This window comes from Acetatifactor aquisgranensis, assembly GCF_943193215.1.
GTDB lineage: Bacteria > Bacillota > Clostridia > Lachnospirales > Lachnospiraceae > Acetatifactor > Acetatifactor aquisgranensis.
Genome location: NZ_CALPDH010000012.1, coordinates 18866 through 45240, shown reverse-complemented (window position 1 = coordinate 45240; position 26375 = coordinate 18866). Strand labels below are relative to the sequence as shown.

General features: G+C 53.3%; 25 protein-coding genes. 7 read left to right on the top strand and 18 right to left on the bottom strand.

What is annotated here, in order from left to right; translation table 11 throughout:
* Window positions 1-71: 71 nt before the first annotated feature.
* Both aroE and NFS35_RS11750 read right to left on the bottom strand, forming a co-directional pair.
* On the bottom strand, window positions 72-941 hold the full coding sequence (aroE, locus tag NFS35_RS11755; protein ID WP_251207326.1) for a shikimate dehydrogenase: 870 nt from the start codon (window positions 939-941) through the stop codon (window positions 72-74).
* Between the two features lie 58 nt (window positions 942-999).
* Window positions 1000-1509, bottom strand: coding sequence for a YqeG family HAD IIIA-type phosphatase (locus NFS35_RS11750; protein WP_251207325.1), 510 nt, complete (start codon window positions 1507-1509; stop codon window positions 1000-1002).
* Window positions 1510-1816: 307 nt separating this feature from the next.
* Here NFS35_RS11750 and NFS35_RS11745 point away from each other — a divergent pair, with 307 nt between their 5' ends.
* Together NFS35_RS11745 and NFS35_RS11740 are read left to right on the top strand one after the other, a co-directional pair.
* Window positions 1817-2713 carry an RNA polymerase sigma factor gene (locus NFS35_RS11745; protein WP_251207324.1) on the top strand — a complete coding sequence of 299 codons (897 nt, stop codon included), beginning with the start codon at window positions 1817-1819 and terminating at the stop codon, window positions 2711-2713.
* Window positions 2714-2786: 73 nt separating this feature from the next.
* Complete coding sequence (locus NFS35_RS11740) at window positions 2787-3473, top strand: DUF2461 domain-containing protein (RefSeq protein ID WP_251207323.1); 687 nt, start codon at window positions 2787-2789, stop codon at window positions 3471-3473.
* Between the two features lie 93 nt (window positions 3474-3566).
* On the opposite strand, the gene NFS35_RS11735 is transcribed toward NFS35_RS11740, so the two are convergent.
* From NFS35_RS11735 to NFS35_RS11725, 3 genes are all read right to left on the bottom strand, one after another.
* On the bottom strand, window positions 3567-4820 hold the full coding sequence (locus NFS35_RS11735) for an MFS transporter (RefSeq protein WP_251207322.1): 1254 nt from the start codon (window positions 4818-4820) through the stop codon (window positions 3567-3569).
* Window positions 4817-5050 carry a hypothetical protein gene (locus NFS35_RS11730; protein ID WP_251207321.1) on the bottom strand — a complete coding sequence of 78 codons (234 nt, stop codon included), beginning with the start codon at window positions 5048-5050 and terminating at the stop codon, window positions 4817-4819. The genes NFS35_RS11735 and NFS35_RS11730 overlap by 4 nt, the downstream gene beginning before the upstream one ends.
* Window positions 5051-5204: 154 nt before the next feature.
* The gene (locus tag NFS35_RS11725; protein ID WP_251207320.1) at window positions 5205-5885 is read right to left on the bottom strand and encodes a TetR/AcrR family transcriptional regulator; all 681 of its coding nucleotides are present in this window, start codon (window positions 5883-5885) and stop codon (window positions 5205-5207) included.
* A 206-nt stretch (window positions 5886-6091) separates the two neighbouring features.
* Here NFS35_RS11725 and NFS35_RS11720 point away from each other — a divergent pair, with 206 nt between their 5' ends.
* Complete coding sequence (locus tag NFS35_RS11720; RefSeq protein ID WP_251207319.1) at window positions 6092-6502, top strand: hypothetical protein; 411 nt, start codon at window positions 6092-6094, stop codon at window positions 6500-6502.
* A gap of 122 nt (window positions 6503-6624) precedes the next feature.
* Window positions 6625-7119, top strand: a complete 495-nt coding sequence (locus NFS35_RS11715; RefSeq protein ID WP_251207318.1) for a hypothetical protein — start codon at window positions 6625-6627, stop codon at window positions 7117-7119.
* 178 nt (window positions 7120-7297) lie between these two features.
* On the opposite strand, the gene NFS35_RS11710 is transcribed toward NFS35_RS11715, so the two are convergent.
* The 6 genes from NFS35_RS11710 to NFS35_RS11685 all read right to left on the bottom strand — a co-directional run bounded on the left by NFS35_RS11710 (window position 7298) and on the right by NFS35_RS11685 (window position 17241).
* Entirely contained in the window at window positions 7298-11068 is a 3771-nt protein-coding gene (locus NFS35_RS11710) for a response regulator (protein WP_251207317.1), read from the bottom strand.
* A gap of 312 nt (window positions 11069-11380) precedes the next feature.
* Window positions 11381-13048, bottom strand: a complete 1668-nt coding sequence (locus NFS35_RS11705) for a methyl-accepting chemotaxis protein (protein WP_251207316.1) — start codon at window positions 13046-13048, stop codon at window positions 11381-11383.
* 499 nt (window positions 13049-13547) lie between these two features.
* Complete coding sequence (locus NFS35_RS11700) at window positions 13548-14372, bottom strand: DNA-formamidopyrimidine glycosylase family protein (protein ID WP_251207315.1); 825 nt, start codon at window positions 14370-14372, stop codon at window positions 13548-13550.
* Window positions 14373-14665: 293 nt separating this feature from the next.
* Entirely contained in the window at window positions 14666-14941 is a 276-nt protein-coding gene (locus NFS35_RS11695) for a zinc ribbon domain-containing protein (protein ID WP_251207314.1), read from the bottom strand.
* A gap of 331 nt (window positions 14942-15272) precedes the next feature.
* Window positions 15273-15629, bottom strand: a complete 357-nt coding sequence (locus NFS35_RS11690; protein ID WP_251207313.1) for a cupin domain-containing protein — start codon at window positions 15627-15629, stop codon at window positions 15273-15275.
* A 148-nt stretch (window positions 15630-15777) separates the two neighbouring features.
* Entirely contained in the window at window positions 15778-17241 is a 1464-nt protein-coding gene (locus NFS35_RS11685; RefSeq protein ID WP_251207312.1) for a helix-turn-helix domain-containing protein, read from the bottom strand.
* Window positions 17242-18017: 776 nt separating this feature from the next.
* Here NFS35_RS11685 and NFS35_RS11680 point away from each other — a divergent pair.
* Complete coding sequence (locus NFS35_RS11680; protein WP_251207311.1) at window positions 18018-18476, top strand: hypothetical protein; 459 nt, start codon at window positions 18018-18020, stop codon at window positions 18474-18476.
* A 45-nt stretch (window positions 18477-18521) separates the two neighbouring features.
* On the opposite strand, the gene NFS35_RS11675 is transcribed toward NFS35_RS11680, so the two are convergent.
* Entirely contained in the window at window positions 18522-20516 is a 1995-nt protein-coding gene (locus NFS35_RS11675) for a M56 family metallopeptidase (protein ID WP_251207310.1), read from the bottom strand.
* 2 nt (window positions 20517-20518) lie between these two features.
* A complete protein-coding gene (locus tag NFS35_RS11670; protein WP_251207309.1) occupies window positions 20519-20881 on the bottom strand; it encodes a BlaI/MecI/CopY family transcriptional regulator in 363 nt (120 codons plus the stop codon).
* A 246-nt stretch (window positions 20882-21127) separates the two neighbouring features.
* Between NFS35_RS11670 and NFS35_RS11665 the strand changes: the two genes are divergently transcribed.
* Window positions 21128-21559: a helix-turn-helix transcriptional regulator gene (locus tag NFS35_RS11665; protein ID WP_251207308.1), complete on the top strand. Its 432-nt coding sequence runs from the start codon at window positions 21128-21130 to the stop codon at window positions 21557-21559.
* Between the two features lie 27 nt (window positions 21560-21586).
* On the opposite strand, the gene NFS35_RS11660 is transcribed toward NFS35_RS11665, so the two are convergent.
* Entirely contained in the window at window positions 21587-22042 is a 456-nt protein-coding gene (locus NFS35_RS11660) for a hypothetical protein (protein ID WP_251207307.1), read from the bottom strand.
* 448 nt (window positions 22043-22490) lie between these two features.
* Between NFS35_RS11660 and NFS35_RS11655 the strand changes: the two genes are divergently transcribed.
* Window positions 22491-23726 (top strand): IS110 family RNA-guided transposase, encoded by a 1236-nt coding sequence (locus NFS35_RS11655; RefSeq protein ID WP_251207306.1) that lies wholly within the window; start codon window positions 22491-22493, stop codon window positions 23724-23726.
* A gap of 277 nt (window positions 23727-24003) precedes the next feature.
* Here NFS35_RS11655 and NFS35_RS11650 read toward each other — a convergent pair whose 3' ends face one another.
* From NFS35_RS11650 to NFS35_RS11635, 4 genes are all read right to left on the bottom strand, one after another.
* Window positions 24004-24528: a GNAT family N-acetyltransferase gene (locus NFS35_RS11650; RefSeq protein ID WP_251207305.1), complete on the bottom strand. Its 525-nt coding sequence runs from the start codon at window positions 24526-24528 to the stop codon at window positions 24004-24006.
* Window positions 24529-24636: 108 nt separating this feature from the next.
* Window positions 24637-25197, bottom strand: coding sequence for a histidine phosphatase family protein (locus NFS35_RS11645; protein WP_251207304.1), 561 nt, complete (start codon window positions 25195-25197; stop codon window positions 24637-24639).
* A gap of 1 nt (window position 25198) precedes the next feature.
* A complete protein-coding gene (locus NFS35_RS11640; RefSeq protein WP_251207303.1) occupies window positions 25199-25891 on the bottom strand; it encodes a class I SAM-dependent methyltransferase in 693 nt (230 codons plus the stop codon).
* 302 nt (window positions 25892-26193) lie between these two features.
* Window positions 26194-26337 carry a hypothetical protein gene (locus NFS35_RS11635; RefSeq protein WP_251207302.1) on the bottom strand — a complete coding sequence of 48 codons (144 nt, stop codon included), beginning with the start codon at window positions 26335-26337 and terminating at the stop codon, window positions 26194-26196.
* Between the last annotated feature and the right edge of the window lie 38 nt (window positions 26338-26375).

The window sequence follows — 26375 nt, the reverse complement described above, 5'->3', positions numbered from 1 at the left end:
TCTTCCCCATCTTCTGTCTCCCTGCTTCTGTTTTTCCGTCTTTTTCATCTGTCTGCGGACAGCAGGATGCATCATTCAATCTTCATGGCTTTCCGCATCTCCCCATAGGCTTTCCCTGCCAGTTCGGAGTCAATCTCCGCCCCTGTCCAGAGCTCATAAGCTATGATTCCCTGATACAGCAGCATCTTCAGGCCTCCGAAAGCCCTGCCCCCGCTTTCCCGCACCAGGGACATGAACCTGGTCCGGGCCGGATTGAAGACAAGGTCGTAGCCGGTGTGGATTTTTTCATAGAAAGCGGCATCTTCGATGACCGCTTTCTCCACCTTGGGGAACATCCCTACATTGGTAGCCTGTATGGCCAGATACTTTTCCGCCGGCAGCGAAGCGTATTCCTCCAGCGCTTTCGCCTCCGCCAGCCGTCTGCCAGCCAGGAGGTTCACTTCTTCTGCTATTTTCTGCGCTTTCTCCTGCGTGCGGTTCAGGATGACGATCCGGCCCGCTCCCTTTTCCGCCGCCAGGATGGCCACGGCCCTTGCCACGCCCCCGGCTCCCAGAATCAGCACCTTTTCTCCCGCTATCTCCACACCGTCCTCGCACATGGCCCGGTACAGGCCGGGCATGTCCGTATTGTATCCCTTGAAGCCGCCCTCTGTGCGAACCAGGGTGTTCACGGCGCCAATCGTCTCCGCCAGAGAATCTATTTCCTTTAAAAAGGGAATCACTTCACTTTTATAGGGCACGGTCACGTTCACCCCTAAAAGGTTCAATGCGAAAGCCCCTTTCACCGCATCCCCCGCGTGTCCGGCCGGGACGCGGAACGGCACATATACCAGGTTCTCGCCCAGGCTCTCCGCCAAAGTGTTATGTATGGCCGGCGACATGGTATGTTCCACCGGGCATCCCATCACGCCGCAGACGCGGGTGTATCCGTCTATCTTCATCGTGCTGTTTTCCTCCTGTTCCGATGCTGTTACCTTACTGCAGAATTCCAGATTTCCCTCAGCCTTTCCCAGCCTGTTTCTTCCTATGATAAAAGAACAGGACAATCCATTCCAGCCTGCGCTTGATGACTATCTGAATCTCCTCTTTGGGATTGATTGGCTTCACGAGATACGTGACGATTCCTGCTTTTTTTGCCCCCCACACGTCCGTAAAAAGCTGGTCGCCCACGAACAGGGTGGTTTTGGAATCGGTTCCCATCAGCTCCATGGCTTTCTCATATCCCGCCTGCCCGGGCTTTCCGGCTTTGAAAATATATTTTGACGGCATATCGTCTGCAAAGGGCTTTACCCGAGGCTCCTTGTTATTAGACAGGAGCACTGTATCGAATCCCATTTCCCGCAGCTTTCGGAAAAGCTCTTTCGATCTCCAGTCGGCAGGCGCGCCATGGGGCACCAGAGTATTGTCTATGTCGAAGATGATGCCCCGATATCCTCTCGCATACAGCCCTCCGTAATCGATGCCATAGGCGCTTTCCACTTCATTATCCGGATAAAATCGCTTTAACATGCCTGTTCTTCCTACCTCCGAAAAGCACAATCCACATATTGACCTGCCTTTCAATATAACATGCCTGACGCCTTTCTTTCAAGGTATTTGGCAAAAAAAGATTTTCCCATGCTGCATTTGGCTGATTACCCGGTTCCGGGCGCGGCTTCCGGGGGGGCGCGGCGGGCGGTCCCTACAGTGCGGACAAACAGGCTCTTGACACACGGCCTGAAAACAGGATAAAAAAGAGATAGATTCTCTGTCACAAAGACAGGAATGCCCTGTCTAATATAACAGGGATTAAAAAACAGCACAAGGAGACAAATCTATGAGCCAGAAAACTAAGGAAGAACTGCAGTCTTTAATCGAAAAAGCCACTGCCGGGGAGAAAGAAGCCCTGGAGACGCTGGTCACGGGCATACAGGATATGGTGTTCAACCTGTCTCTGCGGATGCTGGGCACCTTTCCGGACGCGGAGGACGCCGCCCAGGATATCCTGCTCAAAGTGATTACCCATCTCTCCTCTTTCAGAGGGGAGAGCGCCTTTGCCACATGGGTCTTCCGCATTGCCGTGAATCATCTGAAGGACTACAGGAAACATATGTTCGCACAGCATCCGCTGAGCTTCGAATACTATGGGGACGACATCGTGAACGCGAGGATACAGGATGTGCCGGACATGACCCAGGACGTGGAGAAATCGGTTCTGGCGGAAGAGCTGAAGCTGTCCTGTACCAATGTGATGCTGCAGTGCCTTGATCCGGACAGCAGATGCATCTTCATCCTGGGAACCATGTTCCGGCTGGACAGCCGCATGGCTGGGGAGATTCTGGACATGACCCCGGAGGCTTACCGCCAGAAGCTCTCCCGGATCCGCAAAAAGATGGCGGATTTCCTGGGAACCTACTGCGGCGAATACGGAAGCGGCAGATGCCGGTGCAGGGACAGGATCAATTACGCGATTTCCAGCCACAGGCTTGATCCCCTGCGGCTGGATTACACCAGCGCCGGGAAGATTCCCCTCGGCACTATGCTCGACGTGAAATGCGCCATGGAGGAGATTGACAATCTGTCCCAGGACTTTTCCTTCTGCAGGCCTTACCGGGCGCCCGAGCGCACCAGGAGCCTTATCCGGGAATTCCTGGATTCCACGCAGCTTTCGGTGGTGAAAAACACATCGGCTGTGCAGCGCATATTTGTTGTGCAGAGTACGTCTGTTAGGTAAAGTGCATCTGTTGTGCAGAGTGCATCTGTTATGTAAAATTTGTCGCGCAAATTGATTCAGGAAAGGAGCGTTTATGAATATTCAAATTATCATGGATTATTTAACGGAGTTAAGTTTAAACAACAATCGCGAATGGTACCATGCCAACAAGGAGTTCTTCCGGAGGGCCAATGCCGCCTTCGAGGAATTCCTGCAGGAGCTGATGCTGGAAATCGGCAGGTTCGACGGCGGCGTCCTGCAGCACCAGCCCAAAGACCTTACCTTCAAGCTGGTGCGGGACACCCGGTTCAGCCATGACAAATCGCCTTATAACCCGGCTTTCCGGGCCCATATCTCCTCCGGCGGGAAACTGCCGGTGCCTGTGGGGTATTATCTGATGCTGAAGCCCGGCGATCAGTCCTTTTTGGGCGGCGGGCTGTTCGCGGATATGTTCAAGGAAGCCACCAAAATGGTGCGGGATCATATCGCCCAAAACGGGGATGAATGGGAGGGGATTCTCCGGGAGCCCGCGTTCCGGGAACTTTTCACCGTAAAAGGGAATGCGCTGAAAAACGTCCCCGCCGGATACGAAAAGGAGCACCCCCAGGCGGAATATCTGAAGTACAAGAGCTGGTATCTGGAGTATCCGCTCCGGGACGCGGAGCTGCGGGACGGGGAGGCGCTCCTCGCAAAAGCGGCGGGGCTTTTCCGAACCATGAAGCCCTTCAACGACTACCTCAACAGGGCACTGGCGGGCTTCCGGATGCCGGAATCCCGGTAGGTTCCTCATACATCCCTCACACGAAGAAAGCGCTGCTTTCCGCCAAAGCACGCGCTTTCTCAAGACATCCTCGTCAATCTCTAATGCAGTCCATCATTCCGTTTCCGCCCCAAAGCCCCGGAAAATCCTGACCGCCCCCAGGGCAATCCCTAGGGACGTCACTCCGGAAAATAAGACGACTGCGTATTCAAGCCCCCTGCAGACCTCAAACAGAACCCCGTACAGCGCATTGCCCAGGGGCTGCGCGCACATGGAGACGGTGAGGACCACCGCTATCACCTTTCCGATCAACTGCTGAGGTGTCTCCGTCTGGATGAAAGACATCATCTGCACGCTGAACATAGTGGAGAACACCATGATGACAAAGCAGCACAGCGTCAGAATCACATAATTCACCATGCCGGAGGGGCACAGCAGCAGAGCCGCACCCATGGGAAACACGCAGACCGCCGCGGCTGCCACAAGACTGCCGGCCCGCCGGATTTTCAGCCTGTCCGCGAAGATACCGGCACCGATCCCCCCGGCCAGCCCGCCCGCCGCCAGCGCCCCTTCCGCGAAGCCGTAGAGCCTGTTGGCCAGAGAAGCCTCCAGGTCAAGCACCTCCGTCACCAGATAGGGCAGCGCCACCACAATCATCGCGGACAGGAACAGATTAATCCCGCAGACCATCACAACCCCTTTCCCGATTATGGGCTTCTCCTTCCGGATGAAACGGACGCTCTCCCCGAAATCGGCCCTGACCGTCCGGAAGACGCCGCCCCCGGAAGCCTGTCTCTGAAACGGAATCCGGATGAAAATCTCCATCACCGCCGACAGCACAAAGCACACCATGCAGACCAGCAAAACCGGCTCCAGCCCATAAGCGCTGTACAGAATGCCCCCGAGCACAGGACCGATCAAAGAGGCGAAAGAACTCACCGTATTGATGACGGAATTCGCCGCCATGAAATGCTCCTGGCGCACCAGGGCGGGGATGCTGGCCTGTACCGCTGGCTGATAGGCCCCCGCGATGCCGTACAGGAGCATCATGGTCACCGTCAGCAGAAGCACCATTTGGCCGCCCTCCCGCAGCAGGGAAAAGCCCAGGATCACAGCCGCCGTGAAGAAGTCCAGCGCCACCATGATATTCCTTTTATTCACCCTGTCCGCCACAATGCCGCCTATGGGAGACAGCAAAATGGCCGGGACAAAGGCGCAGGCCGTGACGGTTCCGTACAGGGCCGACGACCCCGTCAGATTCAGCAGGTACAGGGGCAGCGCGAACCGGATGGTGGCATTGCCGAACAGGGAGACAATCTGGCCGATCACCACCAGCGTAAAATCTTTGGAAAACAGTTTTTCATTCATTCTCTAAACCTCCATCGCATTAATTCCGCCTGCCAGAACCTGACAGGCCCCACCGGCAGCCCCGGCCAGGACAGCCCCAGCCCACACATGACCAGGTTCAGATTGCCGGGAGCCATCCTGGGCTCAATCCGGAACAGATGGGCTGTCGCATACATCATGGCCACCAGGCAGGAAACCATCCCGGCGATTGCCCACAGGTAAGCGGATGGCCGTAGTTTCATCCATTCCAATTTGTATCTTTCCGCAGTTATTGATACCGCCGGTTGGTATGTATCAAGTTTAAAAGATATCTGCCCCTTTCACAGGACAGATTTTCAGTACCCAATGGTATCAGCTCCCTATACAGCAGGTTCCCGCGGTACAAAATTTGCCATGTAACCCGGCTCACCCCTGCCCGGCAGAGCCGCTGTCCCCGTGGGAGTTCTGATAGATTGCCGTGAGCTCCCGCAGCTTCTCCAGCATCTCCCCATCCACGATATCCAGCCCGAACCCTTGCAGCATCTGGCCCAGTACCATGAATTTGCGGCAGGATTCCTCCACGGAGCTGTCAAATATCATGGGATTCATCCAGATATTGGCCGCCAGCAGAATCAGTTCCGCCAGCTGCTCCGGGTACGCCGTCCCAATGGAGCCGTCCGAAATCCCCTGCCGGAGGATGGGCAGGATATAGTGCGGCGCCACCTCTTCAATGGTGTCATGCAGCAGACTGAACAGAAGCTTCGGATTATTGTGGAAATTGGGAGCTACCGTAAAAATGTCGTCCTGGACAGGCCGGCAGATGGATGCCTTGAAAATCGCTTTCAGCTTCTCTCTGCCGTTCAGATCAAGACGGTCGCGGATGTCGGCAAGGGCCTGGTTGGATTCCGCGGTCATCCTGTCTATGACGGCCACCAGGATATCGTCCTTTGACTTAAAGTGATGATAGATGGCCCCCTTGCTGAGCCCCCCCAGCCCACTGATGATGTCCTGGATGGAAGTGTTCTCGTATCCCTTTTCCATAAACAGACGGAAAGCCACGTCCAGAATGAGCCGGACAGTCTCTTCCGGATGCTTGTTCCTCGCCACGTTTCCCCACCTCTCTTACATACCTTTGGTAGGTTTCATATTAACATACCATCGGTAGGTTTGTCAAGGCCTAATTCATTCCACGGCAGAGATTGAACAAAAGGCGAGGTTATGGCTATGCGGATGTTCCTGAATGCTATTTTTGATTTCAAGCGGAAAGATAATGCTTTTGTTGCGATACCGCCTGTTTTGAGGGAGGTGCTGAGTTGGCGGTGGCGGAGCGTTTTGCGCGGCGGATTGGAAAGCCGGTGAAACAGTGTGTCCGGGTGGTCTTTCCCTGGGAAATGCGAAAGGAAATCGCCCGCAGGCTGGACGATATGCGCCCGCGTTTTGATGCCTGGCGCAAATCAGGCGCAGGAACGCTGGCGGCAGTCTATCACAAGGCAGGGAAAACGCCGCCCGCCAGACCGGTGAGCGCCAGGACGCTGACGAAACGATTTGCGGAACACAACGGCTTTGCGCGCCATGATTTGTGCCGGTGGGATGACTATGGCTGGAGCAAGCGTCTTCCCCACGGATATTGGCTCCATCTTTTATGCATTAACCCTACCGCCCGATATGGGATGCCTGTGAGCATAGGCCTTGACTGCTATGGAATCCCAAAAATGAAAAAATGAGACAAGACAGCGTGCCATAGACGCGAATTCTGTCGAAATCTGGAAAATCCCGAAAAAATCCGATGACAATCCGGCTTCCGTGTGATATGATGGACATAGTCTTTGAAAGGAGGTATACCATTATGGCATTAACGAATGATGATCTGCTGGCAATTTCGCAATTGTTGGACGTAAAATTGAAAGCAGAAATACAGCCGATAAAAAATGAAATACAAACCTTGAAAAGCGAAATACAATACGTCAGAACCGAGCTGCAGGCCGAAATACAGTCTGTCAGAACCGAGCTGCAGGCTGAAATACAGTCTGTCAAAACCGAGCTGCAGGCCGAAATACAGTCTGTCAGGACTGAGCTGCAGGCTGAGATACAGTCTGTCAGGACTGAGCTGCAGGCTGAGATACAGTCTGTCAAAGCCAATCTCGAGACCGAAATACGCCAGATAAAATTGTTCCAGGAAAATCAAATCATGCCAAGACTGAACACTATCGAAGCCTGCTATCTCTCCACCTACGAAAGATACAAGGATTCCGTAGAAGGATACGAAGCGCTCCAGGCCGATAATGAAATCATGAAACAGGTCATCATGGAACATAGCGGAAAACTCCAGAAATTAGCCTAACCGCCAAAAGCCGCACCCTTGCCTTCTGCCAGGGTGCGGTTTTTGACACTCTGTCTGGCCGCTGCCGATTCCCCGGCAAATCGGGGCATACGGCAAATTTCCGCGGCCTCCGGCATAATCCTGCAAAAGCCAAACATCCCCTGAATACGAGGCGCCGGCCAGTCGCCAACGCCATCCCCTACCCTTTCAAAATCTCCCGCAGCGTCTCCATCAGCATGGCGATATCAATCGGTTTGGCGATATGCCCGTCCATGCCTGCTTCCAGCGCCAGCATGCGGTCTTCGTCAAAAGCATTGGCAGTCATGGCCACAATGGGAATGGCAGCCCTGGCCGAATCCTCCAGGGCACGGATGGCGCGGGTGGCCTGGTACCCGTTCATGATGGGCATCTGCACATCCATCAGAATCAAATCATAAGTGCCCGCCGGGTTCTCCTTCATCTTCTCCACAGCCACTGTGCCGTCCTCCGCCGTGTCCACCACGAAGCCAGCCTCTTCCAGTATAGTCCTGGCGATCTCCTGGTTGATCTCATTGTCCTCCACCAGAAGAATCTTCTTCCCCTCAAAGCACGGGGGAAGCGCCTCTTCCTGTTCCTTCTGCTCCCCTGTCCCGTAGGGCGCCGTCAGTACATTGCAAAGCTCCGACAGGAAGACAGGCTTGGAGCAGAACGTAGTGACCCCGGCCTCCCGGGCCTCCTCCTCGATGTCCCCCCAGTCGTAGGCTGTCAAAATAATGATGGGCGCCTCCTCCCCCACGATTCTGCGGATTCTGCGGACAGTCTCCACGCCGTTCATATCCGGCATCATCCAGTCCACCAGATACAGGTCAAAGGGCTCCTCCTGCTCCAGGGCAAACCGGCTGCGGACCACCGCCTCCTTCCCCAGGGTAGTCCAGTCGGGATGCAGACCCATGGCGGAAAGCATCCTGCTGACGCTGGTACAGGTATTGATATCGTCATCCACCACCAGCGCCCGCTTGCCCGCCAGTTGGGACAGATGTTCCGTCTTCAACGGTTTTCCGGCAACCCGGAAACAGAAAGACACAATAAATTCGCTGCCCTTTCCCGGCTCGCTTTCCACCACAATAGTGCCGTGCATCATGTCCACGATGTTCTTGGTAATGGAAAGCCCCAGGCCGGTGCCCTGAATCCCGCTGATGGCGGCAGTCTGTTCCCGCTCGAAGGGCTCAAAGAGATGCTCCATGAACTCCCTGCTCATGCCCACGCCGGTATCTTTGACCCGGAACTCAAAGGCCGCACAGCCCTCCGGCGCGTCCCCGGTCTGGATGATGCGCACGCTGACGGCGCCGCCGGGCTTAGTGTACTTCATCGCATTGCTCAGCAGGTTCAGCAGCACCTGGTTCAGTCTCAGCCTGTCGCAGATGATGAACTCGTCTGTCACATCCTGGGCATCGATGGAGAAGGACAGCTGCTTTGCCTTCACGTCCGACTGCACGATGGTCTTCAGGTCATGGATGATTTCCGGCAGACTGGCCTCCTTCTCCTCAATCTTCACCTTCCCGCTCTCAATGCGGCTCATGTCCAGCACGTCATTGATCAGGCTCAGCAGATGGTTACCGGAGGTAATGATCTTCTCCAGATAGTTCTTCACCAGCTCCCGGTTGTCGATGTGGGACAGCGCCAGGGAAGTGAACCCGATGATGGCGTTCATGGGGGTGCGAATGTCGTGGGACATGCTGTTGAGGAAAGTGGTCTTGGCATTGTTGGCATACTGGGCCTCCCCCAAAGCCTCCGCCAGCATCAGTTTCTGCACCTGTTCCTCCCGGATGGTCTCATCGATGTTCCGGAACCCGGCCAGGATGAACCCTTCCTTCCGGAAATCGCTCTTCTTCACATGGACATAGGAAAACTGGTAATTGTGCACCTCGTCCCCGTCCTTCACCCGGTAGTTTCCCTGATAATCCCTGCCCGTCTCCAGCTTCCGCAGCACATTTTCCAGGGCAAGGGCCTCCTTCAGACCGGCCTGATCCTCCTCATACACCCGCTCCCGGATATACCTGTCCATGATCACGTCATAAGTGAACTCCTCCTTCACATCCCCGTGGAGCCCCGTGGTCACATAGCCCATCATCTTGATAATCCTTGCCCGGTTCCGCCCGACATCTACCGCAAAGACGTTGACGAAATCACGGCTCAGCGCATCCACGATGGCAAGCTGCTCCAGCAACTCCCGGTTGGCCTCCTCCGTGGTCTCTAAAATCTTCTTGTTCCAGCGGGTTCTAATCACCAGGGCCAGGATGACCCCAAGAGCCAGCACCACCGTCAGCCCCACCCCCATCATCGCCTCCGGGTGAATCCGCAAAAAATCCGCAAACCTCAAATCCTGTGGCGTATAAACCGTGTATGTCGTCACCAGCTGGTTCATCACCTCATCCGGCATCTGGTCGATACATTTGTTCAGTATGGTCAGAAGCTCTCTGTCGCAGCCCTCCCGGACATACATCCGGAAAGAAAAACTCACGTCGTTCATAATGGCGTAATGCAGGGAATCCGTGAAATCATTATTCACGAAAAGCTGTGCCGTATACGTGTAGACAAAAGCCGCCTCCGCCTCTCCGTCCATGACCGCCTGCAGCGCCGCCTCCCTGGTGGGGTAATAGAGAAGCTCCGCGTCCCCTGTGAGCCCCTGCTCGATGGGGGCATTGTCCTGGGTCTCCGCAATGGCCACCGCAGTGATTTCGCCGTCAAAATCCTTCCTGGTCACCTTTGCCACCCCGGCCGTCAGGTAAGTATCCGTGCCGAACCCCCGGCTGGCCATCCCTTCCGTCACAGGTTCAAAGTCTTTCTTGTCGATAATCACATCCACGCTGCCGCTGTCCGCAAGCTCAAAATAACTTGCCCTGTCCGGGGTCACCACCAGCTCATAGGGCAGTCCCGCCATGTCCATCACTGCGGCGAAATAATCCGGCATGATGCCTTTCAGCTCCCCGTCCTCCACATAGGAGTAAGGCTCCCTGTCCCCGATGGCTATGGCAGTAATGGTCTTCCGGCCCGCTATCACATCCTGGATATAGGCCTTCTCCCGTTCGGTGAAGAGGGTGGAATCCGAATACACCGGCCCGTAGTATCTGTAAGCCAAAACGTTCATCCAGTCCCCTTCATTGATGTCCATCTGCCCTATGGCGTAATTGATCTCATGGAGCAGCTCCGTGTCCTCTTTCCGCACAATGGCATAAAAATAGTCGGTTTCAATGACGTCCAGCGTCCTCTCATTTTCTGTTTTCCGCAGACTTGTAGACAGGATTGCGTCTACCTCTCCCGCCTGCAGAGCCGCGGTCAGCTCGTCCGCGCCTCCGTATTCCACAATCCGGTAGGAAAAACCGTGCTCCTGGGCAAATTCCTCCAGGCTCTGCTTCTGGCTTCTGCCCTCCACTGCCCCGATCACCATGCCCTCATAGGTATCGTAGTCGCCGCTGTGGAGCCTGTCATTGTCCGCCTGGATGGACAGAATGGTGCTGTTGCGCCCGATGGGCAGTGAAAAAGCGTACTTTTCTTCCCATTCCTCCGTCTTCCGCCCCGATGTGACCACGTCGATATCGCCCGCCTCCAGCATGGTGAGCATATCGTTCCAGGATTTGTCATATTCCACATACTGGAAATTCAGGTGGGAATATTCCGCGGCCATGTTCAGGAATTCGATGCCGTAGCCGCTCAGGTTCCCGTCCTCGTCCTTCATGTGGTATCCGTCGAAGTGAAAAATGCCCGCCCTGACTGTCCGGCTGTTTGAGCCTATATCCGCCCCCGCCGACACGGCCACGGCCCCGGTCTCTCCCGCCGACACAGTCCCTCCTGCGACCGGGATCCCCCCCGCTGCCAGAATGACGCATGCCAAAAAAAGAGCCGCAAGCCTTCTCCGTCTGTTTTCCTTTCTATCGCTGCGGGAAGTCCTCCCGGAAGATTTCCTGTGATGAATCCTGTTCTCTGGTGCCATAGTTCCTCCTCATCCGCGCCTTTCCTGTCCTTCCTGTCCTCCTGTCCGAACCAAAAACAGGAAACGACGGTGTCATTTTACCATAGTTTCCTGTTTTTTCCTACCCCTCTGTGCAGAAATCTTTCCAATCTTTCCGATACAGCCATTTTCCGTCTTCCACCATGCCGCACGGCACTGCCGCCTTGGCATCAGGGCATTCTGAGGGCCTGTCATGTCCTGTCTATTCAGGCTCCATGCGACAGCTCCATTCTTCCAGGTGCAGCTTAGATTTTCTCCACATACATATGAACTCTACAGAATGTTCGAAGGCCGTCACTGTCCTCTGCGGAGCCGGAAGGTCTTCACCAGCTGCCTGAGCAGGCCGGCCTGGTCGCTGAGTTCTTCGCTGGTAGCGGAACTCTCCTGGGCCGTGGCGGAATTGTTCTGGGCCACGCTGGCGATCTGGCCGATCTGGCTCTGTATCTGCTCCATAGCCTCCGCCTGGGTCCTGGCATCGTCGGCGATATTGTTGATGGTCCCTACGATACCCTGGGCCTGCACGACCGCGCCTTCCAGCTGCAGCGCCGTGGCATCCGCAATCAAAGCCCCCTCTTCCACAGCCGCGATGGAGCGCTCGATCAGGGCCGCCGTGGTCTTGGAAGCCTCCGCCGTCTTGCCCGCAAGGCTGCGGACTTCCCCGGAGACCACCGCGAAGCCCTTGCCGGCCTCTCCTGCCCGGGCGGCCTCCACAGAGGCGTTCAGGGCCAGGATATTGGTCTGGAACGCGATATCCTCTATGGCCTTGATGATCTTTCCGATTTCGCCGGAGCTGCTGTTGATTTTCTCCATGGCGACTACCATTTCCTGCATCTTCTGGTTGCTCTCAATCAGCTGCCGGCCCATTTCCCCGGCCTGCTCCTGAACCTGGCCCGCATTGTCCGCGGTCTGCTTGATCCTGCCCGCAACTTCCTCCATGGTGCTCTCCAGCTCCTCCACGGCACCGGTCTGCTCCACGGAGCCCTGGCTCAGTCCCTGGGCCGCGGCGGACATCTGGGCCGCCCCGCCGGAAACGCTCTCGGAGCTGACAACAATCTGGCCTATGGTCTTGTCGAGCTTCTCAAGGATGTCGTTCAGGGAGCTGCGGATTCTGGCGAAGTCCCCCACATACTCCTGGTTAATCTGCACTGTCAGATCCCCCTCCGCGATGGATTCCAACATATGGGAAATCTCCCCGATGTAATTGCGCAGACGGCCGATGGTCTGGTCAAAGCTCTGGGCCAGGATGCCGATCTCATCGTTGGAATGAATAGAGACCTCCATGTTCTGGCCCATCTCCAGGCCCAGATTCCCCTGTTCCAGCGTCTCCGCCAGCACGGTCAGGCGAAAGAGCGGTTTGGAGACCGTCTGCTTGATGTAAGCGCCCACCACGAAGATTCCTGCGATGATAAGCGCAATTCCGATAATACATGACAAATATACTGTAAATGTGACCTGCCTGTTCACATCCGCCATGGAAATCCCGGCAAAAATCAGCCCGTCAACCTTGCCGTCCCCATCCTTTGTAGGGACATAGGAGCACAGATGGTCCTCCCCCAGAATGGACGCCTTGCCCACATAGGTCTGTCCCTGTTCCAGCACGATTCTGGACAGCTCGTCGGAAAGCCTGGTGCCCACGGCCCGCTGCCCGTCCTGCTGAATCGTGGTATAGGCCCTTTCGTTCCCATGGAATATGGTGAATTCACAGCCCATCTGTTCGCTGAGGGCGTCCAGAAGCGCCGTCCTGTCCTCCGGCCCGTCGTAATCTGCCAGTTCATAGGCCAGCACGTTGGTTCCGCTTACGCACACATCCTCCATCATGGACATGGTAAGCCGGTAGAACATCCATACACAGAGCACCACCACCACGGTTATGCTCACCGCCAGCATCAGGGCCACCAGGTTCCCAACCTTCCGGCCGATCCGTTTGTTTTTCCGTCCTTTTTTTACATCATTTCCTTCCATTTTCGCACACTCCATATCTTTTCCGTTTCTTCCTGTTTCGGAAACCTTTGCCGCTGATTCCGCAGCTTCCGGGCAGCTTTTTGGAGCGTCTTTTCCACGTAAATTCTACAGGCTTCCGGCCTGCCGACAATCCGCGTTGAACTGCAGCGCTTCCTGTCAGGTATGCCCCGGCAGAGCCGAAATTACCTGGAACATTGATTTTATAGTGTCTTTCAGGTCAGGCATACTGAGTCTCAGATCGTTACAGATAAAACTAAGACGCACAAAAAGCCACACAGACCTCTGGCGGCAGCCAGCGGATTGCCTTGTTTCCAAATGTGTGGCAATTGTTGTCATTATATCATACATGGGGATCCTGTTGCAATTCCTTTTAGCATTTTGGGAACAATTTTTGAAATCGATTTCAGATTGTTTTCAAAACAATAGAGCCGCAGAAAGCAACCTGGCTGCGATGAAAATGGCAGCCAGGGTCTATTATCCCGCTTTCCCGGAGAATACGCTACATTTCCTGGCAGTTTGGGCAAAAGTACACCGTGCCGCCCAGGTAGCTGGCTTTCCGGATTATAGCGCCGCAGTAGGGGCAGCCGCTGCCCACTGTATGGCGGCTGAGCATGACGGCGTAGCCCCCCGGCCTGCCGAACAAGTCCTTCTCCGTGTTCCGCCCGCCGGATGCGGTCATTTTCCGCAGGGTATCGGCGACTGCCTCGTAAACCTGCTTCCAGCGGCTCTCGGGAACCGTGCCCATCTTTTTCTTCGGATGGAGCCCCGCCCGGAGCAGGATGTCCTGGAGCACCCCGTTCCCCAGCCCGGGAATCCGCTGTTCCGTGGCCAGGAACGCCTTCATGGACAGCGTCCCCGAGGCCTGCTGCCGCAGTTCCCGGAAATAGGCATAGTCAAAAGCCCTTGTTCCGGGCATGGGCTTTTCCCTGGCAACCTGGTAGTAGAAATTGTCGTACTGCTCCGGATGCACCAGGAACATGGAGCCGTACATCTGCACCGTGCAGATCAGGCTGCTGCCGTCCTCCAGTTCAATCCTTATCTGATAGCGCTGGGGAAGCTTCTCCCCGGGTGCATAGAATCTTAAATTCGTTCCATCCCCAACGGCAAAGCGATAATCCCCCACCGTTATTTCCAGGTAGCTGCCCCAGCCCGTCGCCTCCCCCAGACGCTTTCCTTCCATATTTTCCGCATAGAACTCGGGTTCTCCCGAATACCAGGCAAAGGAGTGCTTCGTGTGGGCCGCCTCCACCCGGCGGATTTCCTTTCCCTTTACTGTCTCATTCAACTGCGCCGCTATGGTCAGGCTTTCCGGTATTTCCAACATGGCGGTTCCTCCCTCGCTCTTTTCTCCCTTTTATGACAGTTCCATTGTGCCCCACGTCCTTTCGACGCTTTTTTGCCTCTGTTCCACTGCGCAGGCGCCCCACTGCCTACATTTCCTCGTACTGTATGGGCACATAAGGCAGAAGGCGCTACCGTATGTATCATCGAGCGGCTGTCAGCGGCTGTTTTGTTCCTTTTTTATATGTTACCTGTATGCGCTATTTATGAGAAACAGACTCCCCGCCCGGCATCCTGTCATCCGGTATTATGCTGTCCGGCATTATGTCCCCGGTATTACGCCCTCCAGCGCTCCAATGTGGGGAAGTATTCCCTGAGCATGCCTTTGGCCTCCTCCACTGTGCCGGCACGGCCTCCCTCCACCTCGAAAGGCGCGCAGAAGTCAATCATCTCTTCCAGGGTGCAGTCCTGGGCAAAGCCCCCGTCCTTGTAACAATAGCAGCAATATTTCTCGTTCCTGCTGCCGTCCTGGTTGGTTCCGTACTGCTCCTCCTGCATGGGCATTCCGCAGCTCTGGCAGATTTTCAGTTCCTGTTTTGTGTTGTTTTCCATGGTGTTGTCCTCCGTCTTCTCTCCGCGATGGATTATTTTCCCTCCTGTTCAGGGCCGGATGGATGAGCCGTCCTCTCCGCCCTGCCAGGAAAGCTTTACACCCCTATCATACTCCCTATAATATGACATCAGTGTGTCATATTTCAAAAAAAATTCTAACAGGCGCTCTTCCGCTGCAATTATAAAATATATCGCCGAAACCGTCAATAAGACCCAGGCCGGATATGAGAAACGGATATGGGAAACCATTTCTTATTGCGGGAAAGGCACCGGCTATTCCTGCCTGGTGCCTTTCGCATATCTGTATGTCATTTTAAAAGCCGGAATCCCCTCAACTCTGCACCACCGCATCGTCCATGGTATAGCCTTCCAGGGAATCGGCCTTCACCTGGATACAGGCAAAGCTGATCGGGGAGTCCTCTGCCGCAAAAAACTGCCTGTTCCCGGCGGGAGAAATGCGGATCCAGTCGCCCGCCGCAAGTCCTACATCCTCTCCGTCGATGACAGCTTTTCCCCTTCCTGCAAGGACGACGTAGATTTCCTCATTGTTTTTATGGGAATGGATGAAGGGGACACTTGCCCCTGCCGGCAGGTTGTTGATGCTGACCTCCGCCCCGGTCAGGGAAAGCTTGTCATGAAGTTCTGTCCTTGCGTCCTGTGCCATGCTGACTTTGCTGAAATTTGCCATCTTTTTTACCTCCTGATATTTGTTGTAACTTTTGTTGATACATCACATTTTACCATGTCTTCGTTGTAATGTCAATAGTTACAATTACTTTTTCTGGTATATCCGATGGCTTCCTTTTTGCAGCATGCCCACAGGGCCGCGGAACCGGCTACTTCTCCGATACGCATAGATACTCCCCCATCCACTGCAAGATTTCATTCTCAAAGGGGAACACGTCTCCCTCCGGCGCGGGCAGCTCCCCGTAGATTTCTTTCGTCTCTGTGGCGGCGTATCCTGTGCTCCTGCAGACCTGTTCCCACTCTTCTATATCGTAGAGTTTTTCATGCAGGGAATAGCTTTCATCCAGTGTACCGTATAGATATTCCCATTTTTTTGTATTTTCCGAGGTATGGTCCCCCACGATGCTGATGTTGTACACCGCATGGCCGCCGGGCCTCAGCACCCGGTATCCCTCCCGGAAGCCGTCCATCATTTTGGACTGCATGCTCTCAAATCCGCCGTTTGAGACCACCATGTCGATGCAGCCGTCCCGAATCGGCAGATGGGCGCAGTCACAGGCCAGGCACACGATGTCCACGTAAGGGTTCACCATCTCCTCGCTGAAATATCGCTTGTTGTACTTGAGGATGCGGTGGGACAGGTCTGCCATAATCACGAGACAGGGCCAGTTGATGCGCTGCAAGTCATACTTCAGCCCGTTGCAGGTGCCGCAGGCCATGTCCAGGATTACCCGGGGGCGGAGTTTTTTCAACGTCTGCCAGCGCACCTCGCTACAGGGAACGGCACCCATCTGATAGCGCGGATTCCCCGGATGGCGCTGTTCCCGGAGATAATCCTGGTAATTCCTCATGTACAGAGACCACAGCTCTCCAGGAATCTCACGGGAGCCAAAATATACCACGCCGTCTGTCACATCGTAGGGATGGCTGTTTTTACAGACAAAACTTATCTTGTTTTCGTCTTTGTTCCCAAGGGAAAGCTTTTCTCCGCATTCCGGGCAGCGCATCAGCTCCTCGATCCGCCGCAGCCCCGGCTCCGTGTTGCCCATCATTTCTCCCAGGGCCTTTGCGAAATAGGGCGCTGTCTCCCGCAGCGTGTTCTCGCCGAGAAGGCTGGCGGGTATGGAGACCTTTCTCTCCCCCGTCCTGGGGCGTCCCTCCTGGCAAATGCCGCTTTCCTGGTGTGCTCTGCCCTCCTGACAGGCCGCGCTTTCCGTTCTCACGATGCCCGCCTGGACGGTCAGCTCCAGGCTTCCCTCGGCCAGCTCCCTGGCGATATTGTAGAGTTCCGTGTCGGAGCAGTAGGTGGACAGGCTGCCCAGGAGCCTTCGCCTTTCGGCATCCGGGAAGAGGGCTTCCACGCTGGCTGGGAGGGCTTTCTGGCTGCTTTTCTGGGCAAATGTAAGATCCCCTTCCACGATGCTGTCTATGGTCATATGGAACAGCCATGCCAGCTCCCGGAACATGTCGATGTCCGGCAAGTTCCTTCCTCCCTCCCATTTGCTGACGGCCTGGGCGCTGACCCCCAGCTTTTCGGCCAGGGCCTGCTGGGACAGGCCCGCTTTTTTCCGCAAGGCCGCTATTCTGATTCCTATCTGTTCTCGGTCGATCATTTCCGGTACCTCCTGGTTTTTGTCATGTCTTCATACATTCACAGGCTGCGGGCACACCGGGACAGCTCTGGCTTTCATGGGCTTTTGTCCGGCCGCTTCCTGCTTTGTATAGGAATATTATAGCTTTAAAAAGCTGCCGGCCGCAAGAAAGCAGAGGTTGATATTTCCGCTTCCCGGTTCAACCGGAGAGATACTGTCACTCCCATTCCTCTAAATCAAGTCTTTCCTGATTAAATTTAATATCATCATGGATTGCTCTCCTTTACATATGCAAGCATAATATAAGTTGGTTTTACCTCTCTGTGAAAGGCGACCGACTTCACCTTCCCTATAATTTATCTACAAATCATAAAAATGCAGTAGATTTTTTTGAAGAATTGTGTATAATAGAGAAAGAGGCAAATTCTGTCTCCGCAAAATTGTTCTTTCGCACTTGTAAAGTGTTTTTTGGCCGACGAGGCCGCATTTGAAAGGATAATTTGACCGACGAGGTCTCTCTGGGCAGCCAGAGCAGGGCATGGTTAGCGCCATGCCCTTTTTGTCTCAAAAGGAGGTACAGCACTTGCAAGAATATCTGAAAGCACAAAACAAACGAGACCGTCCTGAGAAATACATACAGTTCTGACGAACTTGGCCGCTTTTCAAAATCAGATTATCGGTGGGCAGACAACAGAACCAAACCTTTCCGACATAAAGCCGTAAAGAAAGGCGAAATATATCAGTTTGAGTTTGGGAAAAACTTTATCCCTGAAATGTCCTATGAACATAGAGGACTTGTGATTGGCGTGAAGCAAAAACTGCTCTATGTTCTCCCGATTTTTTCCTTTGATTCGCATAAGCATTCTGATGTTTATCATCCCATTGACCATCCTGATTCCAAAAGTGATATGTTTCTACTGAAAAACAGCGAATTTTCATTCATCATCCGTGATTCGGTATTAAAACTGAATGATATCAGGACTGTCAGTGTCAATAGGATACTTTACCAGCAAAGCGGACGAATTTTGCCTTCGTCAGGTACATATAAGCAAATAGAAAAGCTGGTACTGCAAAAGTATTTCTCCAATTTTTATCATGATTTTGAACAGAATCTCCAAGCTGTCAACATCTTAAGCGAACAGCTCAGAGACGCTGCTGAAGCCAACAATGCACTCAAAGCTGAAAACGAACAGCTCAAAGCAGAATTGGAGGCATTGCGAAATCAGACCTCAGAGCCAAAGAATGAATCTCGATAGTCTTTTCCCAAAACCTCCAATGCGTATTTCCTGACGATGCGGTCACTATTCCGCCCCGCCTCTCTCGTACTGGAAAAACCCTTTCCCAGCGGCTATATTGAACAGTCCGTAGCAAGGCAAGGTCTGGCGGCTTCCCTCATCCTCCTGATAGCTCCCCCGCCCCATCCACCATGACAGGAACTCCTCCGGAATCTCTTCCAGCGGAACGCCCGGCGTATAGAGCAGAAATTCCTCTCCGTCCTCCAGGCCATATGGTCTTGCGGCAATATATAACACGTCATCTTCTATCCATTCCTCCCCTTCCTCCTTTTCCGTGTCGAGCTCGGCCAGGGTCATCGAATAGATATATGGGGTTATCTGCCTGATATCTTCAAACCGCCCGCTGAAATCGCAGAGATAGCATGTGCCTTTGGGGAAGTCTGCGCCTGTGGCATTTTCATGGTCGAAATGCTGTCCGGCAAATGAGCCGTCCTGGTTCAGCACAAGCTCTGTCCCGGAGGAGCTTGCGCCGCTCGCAAACAGAAGCTCTATGGGAAAGGCAGAAGCCAGCGGCGTCGCTCCCTCCAGAGGTTCCGGCACAATGTCCTGACCATCTTCCCGGAGGGCCATATAGGCATCATTGGCAGAATCAGCTTCCGCCCTGGTTCCCATCCCTGCATCCGTTCCGGTTCCCATTCCCGCTCCCGCTTCCGCTTCCTCTCCCGCCGCAATCCTCACTTCCACATTTTCCACCGACAGATACACCACCTTATCTTCCCCGGACGGGTCCCGCATCTTATTTACCCCGATTTTATACCAGGCGCCTTTTTCCACATCCAGCTTCACAGGCATCCCCGGCGTGATGTAAGTCGGCTCTCCATATGCGTTCTCCTGACTGGCCTCCACCGGGAGCAGCACGATCATACCGTCTCCCATCCCCTCCCCGGCATACAGGGTAAGGGTATTGCTCTTGGGGCTGATTTCCTCATCCGAATAATAAAAGCTCTCGGTGCCCTCTGCCGGTATGGTCACCTTTATCTGCCAGGTCTTCGGCGAAGTGGTCAGAAAACATACCGCCACGATCAGGCAGACGAAAACGGAGACCAGCACCACCCAGAATCCGGGCTTTTTATAATCCAATACCGCATTTACCCGCTGCTTCACTCCCACCTCTCCAAAAGCAGGCGGACAGGCCAGAACCATTCTGCGCTGTGTACTACAGTTCAGTAGTGCAAATAAATAGGATTTCTTTTCCGCTTCGTCCAGCCCGCGGATCACCTTTTCATCACAGGCCAGTTCCATATCCCTGGACAGCAGGATATAGGCCACCCAGGACAGCGGGTTGAACCAGTAGACCGCAAGCAGCAGATAGCCCAGCAGCTTCCACCAGTGGTCTCCCCTCCTGATATGGGCCTGCTCATGAGTCAACATGTACCCCATCTGGCTTTCCTCCGCGCTGGAAGAAAGATAGATTCTGGGGCGAAACATCCCAAGGATGAAAGGCGACGGCACCCTATCCCCGATCCATATGTTGTCCCGCAGAAGGATGGCCTCCGAGACGCTCCCGCGCAGGCGGAGATAACCAATCAGCGCATAGCCCAACAGGCAGCCTAAGCCGATCATCCAGAGGATTCCCCCTGTCTCCATCCAAAGATACGGCAGATTCGCCCTGGATTCTGCCGCCAGGGAATGCCCGCCGGGGACTGTCCCGTCGGGACGGACGGCCACCGGCACTCCGCCGCCTATGCCATCAGGACGGGCATCCATAGACGCTCCGCCGCCTATCTCGATAGGGCTGACAATCGTCGGCCCTCCGTCCGCAGCCATGGATTCCCCGGAAAAGCGAACCATGGCAGAGGCGATGTCCTCCGCGTTGGGAACCAGGCTGAGGGTGCTCTCAAAGGAGACCGGGCAGATCAGCCGGATGGCCACAATCCCCCACAAAATACAGCGAATCCATTTCGGCGCTTTCCTCAAAAGCAGCCGCAAGGCGATTACCGCCAGTATCAGCCAGCTTGCCGCGATGCTCATATGCAACACTTTCGAGAATACTCCGCCCATCCTCACACCTCCCGTCTGCCGTCAATAATCCTGCGTATCTCTTCCGTCTCCTCCTCCGTAAGGGGCTTCCCTTTCGTGAACGCCGCAATGAACGCCGGAAGGGAGCCGTCAAAGCTGTCCTCCACATATTTCCGGCTCTGCAGCGAGTAGAACTCCTCTCTGGAGATCACCGAGGTCACGACTCCGTTGTCGTTCCGGAACAGCCCCTTGTCGCATAAGCGCCGGAGCACATTGTGGGCCGTGGTGCGCTTCCAGTTGAACTCCACTGCCGTAAGCTTTACCAGCTCTGAGGAGGTGACAGGCTCCCGTTCCCAAATCATGTCCGCGTAGCGGGCTTCTATCACGCCTAATTGTATCTCCTGCATTTTTCTCCCTCCTTGCAGACCATTCTTTGTGGTCTCACATACAGACTACACTATATGGTCTGTGTTGTCAAGGGGTTTTATGGCTCTGTATACGTTTCCTGCTCATCTGCTTTCTGCTATAGTATCCGAAACAGAGCGAAATCATGAATCTCCATCCGCAACCGCAGGTTGCCGAAAAGAACTTCCATGTTGGTGGCATACAGCGTCATTATTGTGTATAATACAAACCAATGAGGAGGCACTGCAATGAAGTTATCAGAGAAAATCATAGCGCTAAGAAAAGCAAACGGAATGACGCAGGAAGAACTGGCATCCATCTGTAATGTCAGCAGACAGTCCATCTCCAAATGGGAGGCCGATATCGCATTACCGGAGACGGAAAAACTGCTGATACTGGGAGAAACCTTTCAGGTATCGATGGATATTTTGCTAAAAGATGAACTGGTATTGCACGAGGTGAAAGAGGTTCCTGTCTGCGGCAATAATGCAATCTGTCCTGATCTGCGACCGGCAGGGCGTGGGAACCGGAACGGCGTCCGGCGATCTGAGCTTTTTCTTCAGCAGACTGCGGTGGGACGGCATACGGATAAAAGAAGCACCTCCGCTTCCAACGGAAATACTTCTTCCTTTATCACTCTCATATTGAATTACGGTCATAGATATAAGTGTCAAAACTGACATCATTCCGGCTTGTAAACAAATTTTTTAACTGCATTGCCGTCCGGTCACAATCATCCGCTTCAAAACAGACAGTCTGATATTGCGCAAAAAGACTGCAGACCAAAGCTTCTGCAAAGGGAACAAAGTCCCTCCCGTCTTCGCCGTACACATACGCAATTTCATTTTCTCCACAAAAGCAAAATCAATAATCCTTCCCTCTCTCATCTGATAACATACACAATCCGGCAAGTCAGATGCGAACACCGGGAACTCTGCAGTCAAAGGATTGATTGCCCTGTGTGTCTCCGCATATCGGTCATACAGCAATCTGCAGCAGTGACCGTATTCTTTTTCCCCTTTTCCTGCCCGCGAAATGCTCCCTGTCACGGCTTCCCCGATATAATCCTCTCGAGCCGCCTCCACTTCATAACATTTTCGCTTACACACAAACCCGCCGGAGACAATAAACTCTATCAACGGCTCATCCTCAGACTCTGTCATGATCTGTAAAGGTCTGCCTATCCTGTCGTGTAATTTCCGAAACAATTCCTCGCTTATTCTGGTGTCATAAGGAATTGTCTACAAATAACTGCTACGAGTTGAAAGCAGTTTTCCTTGTGTTTCAGGGCTTTTTCCTACAGAAGTTGTAGCAGTTATTTTCCGACAGTTCCTAAGTAAACCCTCATGCCCGCGATGCTTGGCACCACCATAAATGAAACATCGTGAGTGATAGACTATTGGTAGTTACAAGCCATAAGTTCTGGTGTATACTGGACTTATCGGCAAAGGTCGGTTTCTATTTGGAGCATTTAGCCCGTCAAGTAAACTGATCTGTGGCTTCCTCATTTGCACCACCATCTGTCCCGCCGTATACGGCATATAAGGACGTAAAGTAAAATAACAAGAGATAGGAAGCCGTGCCGTAAATTTATCCATCGGAGGTGTCAAAATGGAGAAAGTTTACGACAAATGTTGTGGTATTGATGTGCACAAGAAGCTCATCGTGGCCTGCTTCAAAAAAGGCAGCAAACAGGAAATACGGGACTTCGGTGCAACAACCAGGGAGCTTCTCGAAATGGCTGACTGGCTCAAAGAGGGCGGTTGTGAGATGGTTGCCATGGAGAGCACGGCATCCTATTGGAAACCCCTGTACAACATCCTTGAGACCTGTGAACTGAAAGCCATGGTAGTCAATGCCCGCCATATGAAGGCCGTTCCGGGCCGCAAAACGGATGTGAAGGATGCAGAGTGGATCGCGGATCTTCTGCAGCATGGCCTGCTTACGGCGAGCTACATCCCTGATAAGGACCAGCGGGAACTCCGTGAACTTGTCCGCTACCGCAAGAGCCTCGTTGGGGAGCGTAACCGTGAACTGAACAGGCTCCAGAAAATGCTAGAGGGCGCCAACATCAAAATTTCCGGCACAATTACGGATATCAACGGCAAGAGCGCGAGGAACATCCTGGAACACATCCTGACGGGCAGGCAGATCGATTCCGCCGAGTATGACATCCTGTACGAAAAGAAGATCATAGCGCACAATCTGAAAGCAACGAAGGAACAGATCATAGATGACCTGAACGGAGTCATGTCAGAACTTCAGCGAAAGATGATGAGGATACTTCTCGACCATCTGGATGAGCTGAATGCCCACATCAAAGAACTGGACGATGACATAGACAGCTTCATGAAGCCGGAGGAGAAGAAAGCGGCGAGTGTGATACAGGACATCCCCGGTATCGGAAATACGAGTGCCCAAGCGATTATTTCCGTAATCGGGACAGACATGGAACGTTTTCCGACAGATGCCCATATCTCTTCATGGGCAGGGCTTTGCCCTGGAAATAATGAGAGTGCGCATAAGCGTAAATCCGGTAAGACCACAAAGGGAAATGCCCTGCTGAGGGATACACTGGTAGTATGCGCCCATTCAGCGGTCAAAAACAAAAACTCGTATTTCTCTGCACAGTTTGCACGAATCAGTGCACATCGTGGGAAGAAAAGAGCTTACGTTGCGGTGGCACATTCCATGCTAGTAGCCATATACCACATCCTCAAGGACGGTGTGATTTTCAAAGAGTTAGGGGCTGATTATTACAATCAGTTTAACAAGGAACGCAAGATAAATGCGTACCTTAAAAAGCTAAAAGCACTTGGCTGGGAAGCCCCTGTAGTTGCCGCATAAGTTTTTCAGTCGAGCTTAAAAACGTACGAAAAAGCTTGATAGGGGTAGTCTGCGCTTTTTTGGCTACCCGGAAGGTATTGTTTCAAAGTAAAATCATCCATTTTCAAATACTGGTTTTGCCTGTGATAAAGATTATCATACAGTTCAATCGACCCAATAACCGTGCTATCCTCATAAACCCTCACACAGTTCCGATCCATATCAAGCCGAACCATTCTGCGTCCTCCCTGTCTTTCATTTTTGGAATTGGGAAGAATCAATCATCCTCCAGGCACCGTCACCTCAATTTCTTCGAAAAGTGCAGGACCAGATCGTCATCATTCACACATTCTCCATACGGCGCACATACCTTATCGCGAAACCAAACACCGGAGCCGTCCGGTATATAACCGCGCTTCACATACATTCGCTGGGCGCTTCCGTAACCGCTGTGGAGTCCGACGCCAATGGTGACCACGTCCGCATACCTTGCAGCGATTTCTTCCGCCACGTCCATCAGGACGGTGCCGATTCCAAGCTTCCTGTATTTTTCCAATACCCCGAAATCCACCAGCTCCGGATAGCCCTTCCCGACAAAGGGGCCGCTTGTAGGATTAGGATACACATTTAAATATCCCACGGGCCTGCCCTCATATTCCGCCACCAGGGAAACTGCCTTTCCCGCCCTCTGGTCTTCCAGCCTTTTCAGGTATTTTTCAACGGACGCATCCCAGCCCTGCTCAATCTCGGCCTCTGTAATCGCCTGTGCGTCCTCCTGTTCCATGTTGCGGATTGTCAATCGTCCTTTCGATAAATAAACCATGAACCATATCCCTCCTCTGTTTCCATCCTCTTCCTCATCCTGCCGGGGCACCCACCGTTCCGCCGCAAAGCCCCCGGAGAGCGCCGCAGCCTGGGACAGCCTATATCCTTATGTAAAGGAATACTCACACTCCGCCTGTCCCTTCTGATAGGTACACTCAATGATTTCAGCGGGATTCATTTTTTCAATATAGGTCAGACATCTGAAAACCATCCCATGACCAACAAAGATGACCTTATCATTATCCGAATATTTATCTGCTACGCGAATCATTCGTTTTCGCATATGGCTGAGCGATTCCCATCTGCGTTTTTCCCCCGGCGGGTACTCACCTCTGAATTCAGTAAACTCCCTGGCAAGCGCAAAGCTTTCTTCAGATGTTTTATACTGATTGGTCTCATCAGGCATCCATTCATGCAAGTCAATATCGACTTCGACTCGTATTCCTGTCTCTCGTGAAATAATCTGGGCTGTCTGCAGGGCTCTTGTATAGGGAGAAGATACAATAAGCTCTGCATTTTTAAGACGAGCATCTTTTGCCGCTATTTCTGCCTGTTGTTTTCCTTTTTCGGATAAAGGGGCAAAACTCCTTCCAAATCCCCAAAATCCATTTTCAAACATATGTTCATAGTTTGCTTCTCCATGCCTGACAAGATAAAACAATGCCATCTTATGAATCCTCCTTCTGAAAACGAGCATCCTTCCTTACTACGGCAAACATAAGCGCGTCAAAATCCGGCAGCGCGGATGTGATGCCTTTTTCAATGATCTCCAAATGATTCGAATCCATCTCTTTCTCAAACGTCCCGAACGACACCTTCCGGCAGGACGTCCCGGCCACCATTACCTTCCCTGACCCGCAGTTTCTTTCCTGAAGCTGGAAGGCCATGCTGATGTCGCTTTGCATTTCTTCGCTGCCATCGCCCATGGTACAGATCAGCGCGATGCCATCCTCTGCCAAATGCTCATATAGGAACCGGTAAAAGGCCTTCCTGTCCTCATCTAATACGAGCATATGAAGGACTGCCACAGCGTAGATGAAATCGTACCTTCCCTCATGGCTGCCATTGATGCAGTCCAGAACCTGGAAACTGCTTTCGTGGGCGGGCATCCTTTTTCTGCAAAAGGACACCGCTTCCTCGGATATGTCTGTAGCGAGGAGCCCATATCCGCCATCCAATACCGCTCTCGCATCTCTCCCCTCCCCGCAGCCGATCTCCAGGATTGCGTCCGTCCGGCTCACCCCGTATTTCTTTATGGTATCCAGCACGACAGGCGTGCTCCGGTCGCTCAGCCAGCTTGCGCCTTTCGCGTGGACGGCTCTGTATCTGTCATCGTAGGCCTCATAATATTTTTTCTCCATAGGACACCCTCCCTAAAATCCCCATTTCCGACAGTGTCATTATAATCCATTTCCACCATATGCACAATCCTCAAATGTCCGAAACCAGGATGCCATTCTTTACCTCGGATCATCCAATTCGCCGTTCTGATTGCATTTCTTATCTTACCATATTTTGCTGCATCTTTCAAAATATCATTTTTGTTTCGTTATTGTGCATTCGCCGAAAATAGATTATGATTATAATGACAGTAGGACAGGGGAAGCCGGAAGCATCCTGTCCGCCTTAGGAGGGAGATATCGGTTATGCCCCCGCGAATACATCATCTTCCACAATCAAAATATCCCACATCCGACCACGCCTTATCCATTCCTCGCTTATCCGGCGGCTCTTCCGCGCCCTTTGGCGCCGGCAGAGACATTCCGCCCCGCCATCCTCCCTCTCCCCCCTCTATCAGTATCATCATATGCGCTCCGCCGGATAAATTCAAGGGGCTTTTCATGC

Coding starts and splice junctions, on each gene's coding strand:
- NFS35_RS11745 (WP_251207324.1), top strand. CDS start 1,817: ATGAGCCAGAAAACTAAGGAAGAACTGCAGTCTTTAATCGAAAAAGCC.
- NFS35_RS11650 (WP_251207305.1), bottom strand. CDS start 24,528: ATGGTTTATTTATCGAAAGGACGATTGACAATCCGCAACATGGAACAG.
- NFS35_RS11695 (WP_251207314.1), bottom strand. CDS start 14,941: ATGGAAAACAACACAAAACAGGAACTGAAAATCTGCCAGAGCTGCGGA.
- NFS35_RS11645 (WP_251207304.1), bottom strand. CDS start 25,197: ATGGCATTGTTTTATCTTGTCAGGCATGGAGAAGCAAACTATGAACAT.
- NFS35_RS11665 (WP_251207308.1), top strand. CDS start 21,128: ATGAAGTTATCAGAGAAAATCATAGCGCTAAGAAAAGCAAACGGAATG.
- aroE (WP_251207326.1), bottom strand. CDS start 941: ATGAAGATAGACGGATACACCCGCGTCTGCGGCGTGATGGGATGCCCG.
- NFS35_RS11690 (WP_251207313.1), bottom strand. CDS start 15,629: ATGGCAAATTTCAGCAAAGTCAGCATGGCACAGGACGCAAGGACAGAA.
- NFS35_RS11735 (WP_251207322.1), bottom strand. CDS start 4,820: ATGAATGAAAAACTGTTTTCCAAAGATTTTACGCTGGTGGTGATCGGC.
- NFS35_RS11655 (WP_251207306.1), top strand. CDS start 22,491: ATGGAGAAAGTTTACGACAAATGTTGTGGTATTGATGTGCACAAGAAG.
- NFS35_RS11715 (WP_251207318.1), top strand. CDS start 6,625: ATGGCATTAACGAATGATGATCTGCTGGCAATTTCGCAATTGTTGGAC.
- NFS35_RS11740 (WP_251207323.1), top strand. CDS start 2,787: ATGAATATTCAAATTATCATGGATTATTTAACGGAGTTAAGTTTAAAC.
- NFS35_RS11700 (WP_251207315.1), bottom strand. CDS start 14,372: ATGTTGGAAATACCGGAAAGCCTGACCATAGCGGCGCAGTTGAATGAG.
- NFS35_RS11670 (WP_251207309.1), bottom strand. CDS start 20,881: ATGCAGGAGATACAATTAGGCGTGATAGAAGCCCGCTACGCGGACATG.
- NFS35_RS11750 (WP_251207325.1), bottom strand. CDS start 1,509: ATGTTAAAGCGATTTTATCCGGATAATGAAGTGGAAAGCGCCTATGGC.
- NFS35_RS11640 (WP_251207303.1), bottom strand. CDS start 25,891: ATGGAGAAAAAATATTATGAGGCCTACGATGACAGATACAGAGCCGTC.
- NFS35_RS11660 (WP_251207307.1), bottom strand. CDS start 22,042: ATGACAGAGTCTGAGGATGAGCCGTTGATAGAGTTTATTGTCTCCGGC.
- NFS35_RS11675 (WP_251207310.1), bottom strand. CDS start 20,516: ATGGGCGGAGTATTCTCGAAAGTGTTGCATATGAGCATCGCGGCAAGC.
- NFS35_RS11635 (WP_251207302.1), bottom strand. CDS start 26,337: ATGATGATACTGATAGAGGGGGGAGAGGGAGGATGGCGGGGCGGAATG.
- NFS35_RS11710 (WP_251207317.1), bottom strand. CDS start 11,068: ATGGCACCAGAGAACAGGATTCATCACAGGAAATCTTCCGGGAGGACT.
- NFS35_RS11685 (WP_251207312.1), bottom strand. CDS start 17,241: ATGATCGACCGAGAACAGATAGGAATCAGAATAGCGGCCTTGCGGAAA.
- NFS35_RS11705 (WP_251207316.1), bottom strand. CDS start 13,048: ATGGAAGGAAATGATGTAAAAAAAGGACGGAAAAACAAACGGATCGGC.